At 64.0% G+C, this 8,902-nt stretch carries 11 protein-coding genes and 1 other RNA gene; 3 read left to right on the top strand and 9 right to left on the bottom strand.

Annotated features, from left to right (window positions below; translation table 11 throughout):
• On the bottom strand, window positions 1-341 hold a 341-nt coding region (locus VOI29_RS05555; protein WP_323776618.1), incomplete at its 3' end, for a helix-turn-helix transcriptional regulator.
• A 352-nt stretch (window positions 342-693) separates the two neighbouring features.
• On the opposite strand from VOI29_RS05555, the gene VOI29_RS05550 reads away from it, so the two are divergent.
• Complete coding sequence (locus VOI29_RS05550; RefSeq protein ID WP_323776616.1) at window positions 694-1,662, top strand: NADPH:quinone oxidoreductase family protein; 969 nt, start codon at window positions 694-696, stop codon at window positions 1,660-1,662.
• Between the two features lie 61 nt (window positions 1,663-1,723).
• Here the strand turns inward: VOI29_RS05550 and VOI29_RS05545 are convergent, their stop codons facing one another.
• Window positions 1,724-2,605 carry a LysR family transcriptional regulator gene (locus VOI29_RS05545; protein WP_323776614.1) on the bottom strand — a complete coding sequence of 294 codons (882 nt, stop codon included), beginning with the start codon at window positions 2,603-2,605 and terminating at the stop codon, window positions 1,724-1,726.
• Window positions 2,606-2,730: 125 nt separating this feature from the next.
• On the opposite strand from VOI29_RS05545, the gene VOI29_RS05540 reads away from it, so the two are divergent.
• Complete coding sequence (locus tag VOI29_RS05540; protein ID WP_323776612.1) at window positions 2,731-2,967, top strand: DUF1127 domain-containing protein; 237 nt, start codon at window positions 2,731-2,733, stop codon at window positions 2,965-2,967.
• Window positions 2,968-3,164: 197 nt separating this feature from the next.
• Complete coding sequence (locus VOI29_RS05535; RefSeq protein WP_323776610.1) at window positions 3,165-3,941, top strand: Bax inhibitor-1/YccA family protein; 777 nt, start codon at window positions 3,165-3,167, stop codon at window positions 3,939-3,941.
• A gap of 141 nt (window positions 3,942-4,082) precedes the next feature.
• Here the strand turns inward: VOI29_RS05535 and VOI29_RS05530 are convergent, their stop codons facing one another.
• The 7 genes from VOI29_RS05530 to gatC form a co-directional block, all read right to left on the bottom strand.
• On the bottom strand, window positions 4,083-4,520 hold the full coding sequence (locus VOI29_RS05530; RefSeq protein ID WP_323776608.1) for a hypothetical protein: 438 nt from the start codon (window positions 4,518-4,520) through the stop codon (window positions 4,083-4,085).
• Window positions 4,521-4,729: 209 nt separating this feature from the next.
• Window positions 4,730-4,897, bottom strand: a complete 168-nt coding sequence (gene rpmG, locus VOI29_RS05525; protein WP_008554190.1) for a 50S ribosomal protein L33 — start codon at window positions 4,895-4,897, stop codon at window positions 4,730-4,732.
• Between the two features lie 119 nt (window positions 4,898-5,016).
• Window positions 5,017-5,445: RNase P RNA component class A (rnpB, locus tag VOI29_RS05520), an RNA gene on the bottom strand.
• A 119-nt stretch (window positions 5,446-5,564) separates the two neighbouring features.
• A complete protein-coding gene (locus VOI29_RS05515; RefSeq protein ID WP_323776596.1) occupies window positions 5,565-6,254 on the bottom strand; it encodes an N-acetylmuramoyl-L-alanine amidase in 690 nt (229 codons plus the stop codon).
• On the bottom strand, window positions 6,254-7,030 hold the full coding sequence (locus VOI29_RS05510) for a hypothetical protein (RefSeq protein WP_323776594.1): 777 nt from the start codon (window positions 7,028-7,030) through the stop codon (window positions 6,254-6,256). The genes VOI29_RS05515 and VOI29_RS05510 overlap by 1 nt, the downstream gene beginning before the upstream one ends.
• A gap of 41 nt (window positions 7,031-7,071) precedes the next feature.
• Window positions 7,072-8,559, bottom strand: a complete 1,488-nt coding sequence (gene gatA / locus VOI29_RS05505) for an Asp-tRNA(Asn)/Glu-tRNA(Gln) amidotransferase subunit GatA (RefSeq protein ID WP_323776593.1) — start codon at window positions 8,557-8,559, stop codon at window positions 7,072-7,074.
• Window positions 8,560-8,564: 5 nt separating this feature from the next.
• Window positions 8,565-8,852 carry an Asp-tRNA(Asn)/Glu-tRNA(Gln) amidotransferase subunit GatC gene (gatC, locus tag VOI29_RS05500; RefSeq protein ID WP_323776591.1) on the bottom strand — a complete coding sequence of 96 codons (288 nt, stop codon included), beginning with the start codon at window positions 8,850-8,852 and terminating at the stop codon, window positions 8,565-8,567.
• Window positions 8,853-8,902: the final 50 nt, after the last annotated feature.

The following is an 8,902-nucleotide window of genomic DNA, read 5'->3' as shown; positions in this document are numbered from 1 at the left end:
TCAAACAGGCGGCGGCGCTGGTTTTCCGGGATCGCATAGTAGGAGCGCACCAGATCAAGGGCTTCTTTGTCGCCCATCAGGTCTTCCGGAACGGAGGCTTTCTCCGCGGGCGTTTTGCCTTCTTCCTGCAGACCTTCGAAGAAGAAGCTTACCGGCACTTCAAGGGCATCGGAAATGTCCCAGAGCCGGGAAGCGCTGACCCGGTTGGCACCGGTCTCATACTTCTGAATTTGCTGAAATTTTATGCCGACCTGCTCGGCGAGTTGCTGCTGCGTCATGCCGATCAGCCACCGGCGGTGGCGGATGCGCTTTCCCACATGCACGTCAACGGGATGAGCCATGCGTTTCTCCTAAGTCTAAAAATCCGGCCGTAACCCGGACCGCTGCATTCCTATAACCTGTTCTGGCGGCTTCAATTCTTTACCGGAACGAGGCTCCCCATCAGAGCGATCTAAGCTCAACTTCTGAGCAAAAGTGTACAACCCTTGCGATTGATTGCAAGGCTGTCGTCGCCCCGTGCGCAGCCCGCACGTTCAACCGCATGATTTCATGTATCATTTTTATAAAGGTTTTATTGCCAAGCTGCTGACGATCACGTACCTCCCCAGAAATAGCGAGGTGCGCAGCGGTTCAGCCCCCCGCAAGTGTGATGGCGCGAATCACATGGAGTCCCGCAGAAGGTGAGGAAAAAACATGCAGGCTTTCCAAGTCCAGGCCTTTGACCGTCCGGCGTCGCTGGCCGAAATCCAAGTCCCCCCGCCGGGTCCCGGGGAGGCCGCCGTTGCGCTGCGGGCCTGCGGGCTGAACTTTGCCGACCTGCTGATGATGAAGGGCAGCTATCAGGACACGCCCGAGCCCCCCTTTACCCTGGGGCTGGAAGCGGCCGGCGTGGTGACGGACCTGGGCACGGGCACACAAGGGTTTGCTCCGGGAGACCGGGTCGCGGTGTTCGGCGGCTCCGGCGGGCTGGCCGAAGCCGGGGTTTTTGACGCAACCCGGCTGATCCGGATCCCTGACGCGATGAGTTTCGAACATGCCGCGGCAATGCAGATCGCCTATGGCACCAGCCACATCGCGCTGGATCACTGCGCCCGGCTGCAGCCGGGCGAGACGCTGCTGGTGACCGGAGCCGCCGGCGGTGTCGGGCTGACGGCTGTTGAAATCGGCAAGCTGATGGGCGCGACAGTGATTGCCCAGGCCCGCGGACGGGAGAAGCTGGAGGTGGCAGCGGCTGCCGGTGCGGATCACCTGGTCGATGCCGGTGAAGACCTGCGCAGCACTGTGAAGGCATTGGGCGGCGCTGACGTGGTCTATGACGCAATTGGCGGAGAGGTTTGGAAAGCGGCTTTCCGCTCTGCCAATCCCGGGGCGCGGCTGCTGCCGGTGGGGTTTGCCGGCGGGGAGGTGCCGCAGATCCCTGCCAACCACCTGCTGGTGAAGAACCTGACGGTGATTGGTTTCTATCTGGGCGGGTACATGAAATTCCGGCCCGAAGCGGTGCGCCGGTCCTTTGAGACACTTTTTGCCTGGCACGGGGAAGGCCGCATCACGCCGCATATCAGCCACACCTTGCCGCTGGAACGCGCAGCCGAAGGGCTGGACCTGCTGCGCAACCGCAAGTCCACCGGCCAGGTGGTGATCACTATGGGCAGCAACCGCTGACCGGAACAGGGAACAGCCGCGCGTCCGGGCTCCGCGCGCCCGGCGCCGGAGCAACAGCGCTTCAACTGGCAGCGCGCAGCGGCGCGGACCACAGTCCCTGAAAGGCCTGACGGATGAATCCGGCCAGCTCCTCGACGTAGGGCGCGCGCACGCGCTCGGCTCCGTACAGGTTGATGTGCTGCATCGGAAGATCCGGCAAGCCGCAGCCCTTTTCAACCAGTTCCTGATAGCCCGGCTGCGTCCCCTCCAGCAGCACACCGATGGCCAGATCGGCGCTGACCGTTGCCTCGACGGTGCGGTCTGAATCGCTGTCGAGCGCCATCTCCCATTCAATACCCGCCGCATCCAGCGCCGCCGTGGCCACGGGGCGGAAACTGCAGTTGCGGCAGAAGCCGAGCCGCAGGGGACGCTGCCGCCAGACCGATCCGTCGGGCGCGCCGACCCAGCGCAGCGGCATGCTGTGGATCGTCTCGGCGCCGCCGCCTGACCCGTTTTCCGTGGTCAGGATCAGGTCGAATGCGCCGCGCGCGAATTCGGCTTTGAGGTCGCGGGTATTGGATGTGCAGAGGTTCACATTCACCCGCGGGTAGCTGAGATTGAACCGCTTCAGCACTTGCGGAATGACCGGATGCACCACGTCATGCGGCACCCCCAGCAGCACCTCGCCCTCAAAGGCCTGGTCTGTCAGCCTGCCGATCACCTCGTCATTCAGCGCCACCATCCTGCGGGCATAGCCAAGCATCTGTTCGCCCTCTGCTGTCAGCGCAATAGTGCGCCCGGAGCGGTCCAGAAGGCTTAGCCCCAGAAGCTCCTCCAGCCGCTTCATCTGCATGGACACCGCCGACTGGGTGAGATGCAGAAAACCGGCCGCCCGGGTCACGCCGCCATTATCCGCCACCGCCACAAACGAACGGAGCGTCGTGATATCGAGATTTCTTATCATCACAGCACCTGATGCATTGGATCAAAAACATTCGTTTTTCAAATGTGCCACAAGATGCCATATTCATCAACATAATTGATCACCCAAGAGGGACGCATCACAAACCCAACTGAAGGATCCGCGCCATGACCCTTGCAACTTCCTCCTGCACCGCCCCGTCCTGCACCCCCCCGTGCGCCGCCGCCAAACCGCCGCTCACCCTGACCGCCCGCTTGCGCCTACACCTTTCGGCATGGCGCCAGCGCCACCAGCTGGCCAAGCTGGACGCCCGCGCATTGGATGACATCGGCCTGACCCGCTCCGAGGCCGAGGCCGAGGCCCGGCGCGGGTTCTGGAGCGCACCGGATCACTGGACCCGCTAAGCGTCTGCAGACAGATTTGACACCGGCATTCGAGGCGGGCCGCCAGCCAGCGGCCCGTTTCCTCGTTTTTCATGTATTTATTGCCCCGAAATACTTGAACCGGAAGGCACTTCCACCGATATTTAGCGGGAAAGCTGACGGCCGCGGCCCGGGTCGCGCGACGGCAGCAAGGGAGTAATTTACGGAGACCACCTGAGATGGCACAATTCGACACCATCCGCTCTGCCGCCGGCGCCCGCGCCGCGCAGATCGATGAGGGCCTGCGCGCCCATATGAACAAGGTCTACGGCACCATGTCCGTGGGCACGTTCATCACGTTTCTGGCCGCCTGGGCCATTTCCGGGCTGGCCGTAACTGCTGACCCCGCCAATGCCGTGGCCCAGCTGAGCGCCGACAAATATCTGACCAATCTCGGCTACGCGCTGTACGCATCGCCGCTGAAATGGGTCATCATGTTTGCACCGCTGGCCTTTGTCTTTGGCATCGGCGCGGCCGCAAACCGCATGTCGGCGGCCGGCGTGCAGCTGCTGTTCTACGCTTTCGCCACCGTGATGGGCCTGTCGATCAGCTCGATCTTCCTGGTGTTCACCGGCGAGAGCATCGTACAGGTGTTCCTGATCACATCCATCGCCTTTGCAGGCCTGTCGCTGGTCGGCTACACCACCAAGAAAGACCTGTCCGGCATGGGCGCCTTCCTGATCATGGGTCTGATCGGCCTGATCGTTGCCTCGATCGTCAATATTTTCCTGGCGTCGTCGGCAATGGCCTTTGCAATCTCGGTCATTGGCGTGCTGATCTTTGCGGGCCTCACCGCCTATGACACCCAGCGGATCAAGAACGACTACCTGCAGATGGCCCACGCGGGCGACCAGGAATGGCTGGCGAAATCCGCGATCATGGGCGCACTGAGCCTGTATCTGGACTTCATCAACATGTTCATGATGCTGCTGCAGCTGCTTGGCAATCGCGAATAAGCGTCAGCACACTCCAGACACAGCGGGGGCGGATCTGAAAAGATCCGCCCCTTTTCCATTTGTACATAGACGAAGACCTGAGAGTATTATCCAGATGCAGGTCATTGACATCCCCGCGACCGAAGCGGGCCGGTTTCTGCCTCAGCCGTTCGGGCCCCTAGGACACTGCAGTGCAGCCGAAAGGGCGATCACACCTCGGGGGCCGGCAATGCGGATGATCCCGCCATCCAGCCGGCAACCGGAGACATCAGCCACAACGGCACGGAACTGCCTATCGGCATTCTGCAGCAGGGCCGGATCCAGACTGCCCTGTGCAGCGCTGAGGACGGCGGTACCGGCGTCTCCGTCGCGCATCACGCCCAGCGTCAGCTTGCGCCCGTCCAGGTGCAGCGGTCGCCTCTGAAGCGTCTGCACAGGCGCGGCAGAGGCCGCCGGGGGCGAGTTGGCCGCGGCGCTGACGACGGCCAGCGGCTGGACCGCAACCGCAATCGGCGGCGGCACCGCCTGACCTGCTTCAAAGAAACTGGAAACCGGCGCCCCGGCCGCTGCCAATGCAGCCGCAATCATGTAAATTTTCACAGCACATCCACCCGTTCATTCATTAACCCACGGGCTTAAAGCTAGGCCGGAATTGGGGCGGAAACATGCGCGGCTGCCGGCTGCGCCGCGAAATCCGCCCCGTATTTTCCGAGAATTAGAAGCAGCCGCGCGCCGCGGCGGGCCAGCCAAAAAGAAAACGGGCCGCGCCAAGCGCGACCCGTTTCCGGAAATCATTCCAAAGGAAAGGCTTACTTGATTTTGCCTTCTTTGTACTCGACATGCTTGCGCACAACCGGGTCGTACTTCCGCACAACCATTTTCTCGGTCATGGTGCGTGCGTTTTTCTTGGTCACATAGAAGTGGCCGGTGCCCGCGCTCGAGTTCAGGCGGATCTTGATTGTGGTCGGCTTCGCCATGGTGCTTCTCCTGCGTCCGAAAAGGCAGGAGCCTCTCGGTAAATTCCTATCTGAAGCCCGGCTTGTACCCGCCCCAGCCCCCAAGTCAATAGGATTCGGCCCAAATCCCGGGGTGTTTTATGCGCAGAAGGCCTGTAAGCCGGATCCTGTCCCCCCGGGACCGAAATCCCGGGCTCGACGGCCATTCATCTGGGGCCCGCATTGCTGCGTGCCTCTAGCTGCCAACCCGGCCCCTCTCGGCTGAAGCGTGCCTAGCAGCGGTTTCCCGTTTCCGGGACCTGCCTGCGCGGGGGCCCTATTTGGCATTGCTCCCGGTGGGGCTTGCCGTGCCGCCCCTGTTGCCAGGGGCGCGGTGGGCTCTTACCCCACCGTTTCACCCTTACCCCGGCTGTCGGCCGGAGGCGGACCTCCAAGCCGCCGGGGCGGTCTGTTTTCTGTGGCGCTTTCCGTCGGGTTTCCCCGCCCGGGCGTTACCCGGCACCGTTGCTTCATGGAGTCCGGACTTTCCTCGCGGAGCCGAAACCCCACGCGGCCGTCCAGCCTTCTGCGCGCCGGATGCGTAGAAACATCAGCGCGCGGCGTCAAGCGGATAGTTCAGAAGAAGGGGCTTTGCCCCAGTTGGCGTCCGGCAAATTCACTCCGGGGCAGTGCCGCCCAACAACCCTGCTCAGAGCCCGCAGCAGCCAAGGGGCGGGAAATCCTCCGCCGCGAGCGGGCCGCGGGCCCAGGGGCGGAAACGCAAGCGGACTGCCGCCAGCAGCGCGTCATCCTCCGCCGGTGCGGTAAAGCCAGCCCGATGCGCCGCCTTGCGGAAGTGATCGAAACTGAAGCCTTGCGGTGCCCCGCCGGTTCCCGGTTCCGCGGCCAGCCCCTGGCAGGCCAGCCGGGCCCAGTCGAACCGCGGGCCCGGGTCGGTCTTGCGCCCCGGTGCCATGCAGGAATGGCCGATGACTCCGGCCGCAGGAATGGACCAGCGCTGCATGATGCCCTGCAACAGGTCTTCCAGCGCTGCCATCTGCGGCGCGCTGAAGGGATGATTGCCGCGATTGTCCAGCTCGATGCCGATGGAGCGGGAGTTTATGTCAGCCCGTCCGCACCATTCCCCTGCCCCGGCGTGCCAGGCGCGTCCTGCCTCGGCCACCAGCTGCCAAAGGGTGCCGTCCGATCCGATCAGGTAATGAGCGGAAACCTCCGCCTCCGGGTCGCAGAGCCGCTCCAGTGCGGCCTGAGCGCTTTCCATGGCGGTGTAGTGCAGCACGATCAGGGCCGGCGTCAGTCCATCCCTGCGCGGCCCTGAATTCGGGCTGGGGCACCAGCTGGCGCCCGGATGATCAGGCCCGCACTGATCCGGCGCCATCAGTTCTGGACAGCCAGCCGGTACGGCGCCGGATCCCAGCCGCAGGCAAAGCCGTCGCCATCCGGATCAAGCGCCTTGCGGTCCCGCTGCGGGCCGCCCGCCTCGAGGAAGGCGATCTGGGCCTGGTCGGGTGACGCGAACTCTGCGCAGTTGCGCTTGCTGCGCGCCTGCAGGTTGATGCCGGAACGGCTGTAAAGGCGGGCGCCTCTGGGGTTGCTCGTGCTCAGCGCATAGCGGACGATATTGGGGCTGGCGCTGTCTGTCCGCTGCGGCACGGCGACCGGCTGCACCTGCTCGTATTGCGCCCGCTGCCGCTCCAGCCGGGCGGCATCGCTTTCGACCGACTGACGGGCCGAGACCGCCTGGAAATCATTCTCATCCGAAATGGCGGCAATCCCGCCCGGCTGCGGCGCCGGATTGGAGGGGCTGGCCTGCAGCGGCGCGACGCCGGAATTCGACTGAGACGCAGCCAGAGCCGCCGCCGTTTCGCGGGCGATGTCGGCATCGCTGCCTGCGCCGGGTGCGGAAGACGCGAACGTGCCTGCTGCCGCAACCGAGCCCGGGCTGCGCGGCGCCGGGCTTACCTGATACGGTTCGCTGGAGACCCGGGCAGGCGGCACCAGCGGCGCCCCTGTAATTGTGGTGCCCGCGGCAGGCGGCGGAGCAAAAGGATCCCCGTCAATGCCGGCATTTGCGGCGCTGTCGGGAACCTGAGGGGAACAGGCAGCCAAAACCAGTAGGCTGCCTGCAGCGGCGTAAGATGCGAATGCGCGCATGGGGTTACCTGTCAGTTCTGCTCAACTCATTGAGCAGAGCATTACCACCATTGCTGCGGCTTGGCTACAAAGCCGGCCGCATTCTCCAGCGCATAGGCAGTGTTCAGCAGATCGCCCTCCTGCCAGGGCTTGCCGATCAGCTGCAGGCCCAGCGGCAGGCCTTGGCTGTCCAGCCCCGCAGGCACCGCAATCCCCGGCAGGCCTGCCAGGTTCACAGTGACGGTAAAGACGTCATTCAGATACATTTGCACCGGATCCGCGTCCGTCATCTCGCCAAGGCCAAAGGCCGCCGACGGGGTTGCCGGGGTCAGGATCGCATCGACGCCAGCGGCAAACACGTCCTCGAAATCTTTCTTGATCAGGGTGCGGACGCGGCGGGCGCGGTTGTAATAAGCGTCATAAAAACCTGCCGACAGCACATAGGTGCCAACCATCACACGGCGCTGCACCTCGTGGCCGAAGCCCTCGGCGCGAGTGTTTTCGTACATCTCGGTGATGCCGTCGCCGGCTTCCAGCGCCGCGCGCTGGCCATAGCGGACACCGTCATAACGGGCCAGGTTCGAAGAGGCTTCGGCCGGGGCAATCACGTAATAGGCAGGCAGCGCGTATTTGGTGTGCGGCAGCGAGATGTCCACGATTTCGGCGCCCGCGGCCTTCAGCATTTCGGCGCCGTCCGCCCACAGCTTTTCAATCCCGCCCGGCATGCCGTCCATGCGGTATTCCTTGGGGATACCGATCTTCTTGCCCTTAATGTCACCGGTCAGCATCGCCTCGAAATCCGGCACTGCCAGGTCGGCGCTGGTGGAATCCTTGGGGTCGTGGCCGCACATCGCCTCAAGCATGATCGCAGCGTCGCGCACCGATTTGGTCATCGGGCCGGCCTGATCCAGCGACGAGGCGAAGGCAACGATGCCCCAGCGCGAGCAGCGGCCGTAGGTCGGCTTGATGCCGACAGTGCCGGTGAAGGCGGCAGGCTGGCGGATCGAGCCGCCGGTGTCGGTGCCGGTAGCCGCAAGGCAAAGGTCGGCAGCAACGGCAGAGGCAGAACCGCCCGAGGAGCCGCCGGGCGTAAGCTGCGCGTCGTCATTGCTGCGGCGCCAGGGGCTGACGGCGTTGCCGTAAACCGAGGTTTCGTTGGACGAGCCCATGGCGAATTCGTCCATGTTCAGCTTGCCCAGCATGACGGAGCCGGCATCGGCCAGCTTCTGCGAGACGGTGGATTCATACTCCGGCTTGAAACCTTCGAGGATGCCGGAGGCCGCCTGCGACGGCACCCCCTTGGTGCAGAACAGATCCTTGATGCCGACCGGCAAGCCGCACATGGAGGGGGCCTCGCCCGCCTTGATCCGCAGGTCCGCCGCCTTGGCGCGCTCGATGGCGATGTCCGGCGTCTTGTGCACAAAGGCGTTCAGCGCGCCCGCCGCATCGATTGCCTTGAGGCAGGCCTCGGTCAGCTCGACCGAGGTGGTGTCGCCCTTGCGCAGCGCGTCGCGGGCCTCAGCCAGGCCCAGTTTGTTCAGATCGCTCATGTCTCTTACTCCACAACCTTGGGCACGGCGAAGAAGCCTTCGCGGGCATCGGGCGCATTGGCCAGCACCTTGTCCTGCTGGCTGCCGTCGGTGACTTCATCTGCCCGGCGTTTCAGGCGCTGCGGAGTGACAGAGGTCATCGGCTCAATGCCCTCGACATCCACCTCGTTCAGCTGCTCAATGAAGCCCAGGATGTTGTTGAACTCGTTTGCCAGCGCCGGAAGTGCTGCGTCCTCAACCTTGATCCGGGCCAGTTTGGCCACCTTGGCGGCGGTGCTTTGGTCAATCGACATGGAAACCCTCATCTGGTGTTGCCTAGGCATTTACCGCCGCACCGCCCCGC

The organism is Leisingera sp. (assembly GCF_034669605.1).
In the GTDB taxonomy this organism is placed as follows: Bacteria; Pseudomonadota; Alphaproteobacteria; order Rhodobacterales; family Rhodobacteraceae; genus Leisingera.
The sequence above is the reverse complement of the archived record's forward strand: the minus strand, read 5'-3'. Positions and strand labels throughout refer to the sequence as shown.

Coding starts and splice junctions, on each gene's coding strand:
- VOI29_RS05550 (WP_323776616.1), top strand. CDS start 694: ATGCAGGCTTTCCAAGTCCAGGCCTTTGACCGTCCGGCGTCGCTGGCC.
- VOI29_RS05545 (WP_323776614.1), bottom strand. CDS start 2,605: ATGATAAGAAATCTCGATATCACGACGCTCCGTTCGTTTGTGGCGGTG.
- VOI29_RS05540 (WP_323776612.1), top strand. CDS start 2,731: ATGACCCTTGCAACTTCCTCCTGCACCGCCCCGTCCTGCACCCCCCCG.
- VOI29_RS05535 (WP_323776610.1), top strand. CDS start 3,165: ATGGCACAATTCGACACCATCCGCTCTGCCGCCGGCGCCCGCGCCGCG.
- rpmG (WP_008554190.1), bottom strand. CDS start 4,897: ATGGCGAAGCCGACCACAATCAAGATCCGCCTGAACTCGAGCGCGGGC.
- VOI29_RS05515 (WP_323776596.1), bottom strand. CDS start 6,254: ATGGCGCCGGATCAGTGCGGGCCTGATCATCCGGGCGCCAGCTGGTGC.
- VOI29_RS05510 (WP_323776594.1), bottom strand. CDS start 7,030: ATGCGCGCATTCGCATCTTACGCCGCTGCAGGCAGCCTACTGGTTTTG.
- gatA (WP_323776593.1), bottom strand. CDS start 8,559: ATGAGCGATCTGAACAAACTGGGCCTGGCTGAGGCCCGCGACGCGCTG.
- gatC (WP_323776591.1), bottom strand. CDS start 8,852: ATGTCGATTGACCAAAGCACCGCCGCCAAGGTGGCCAAACTGGCCCGG.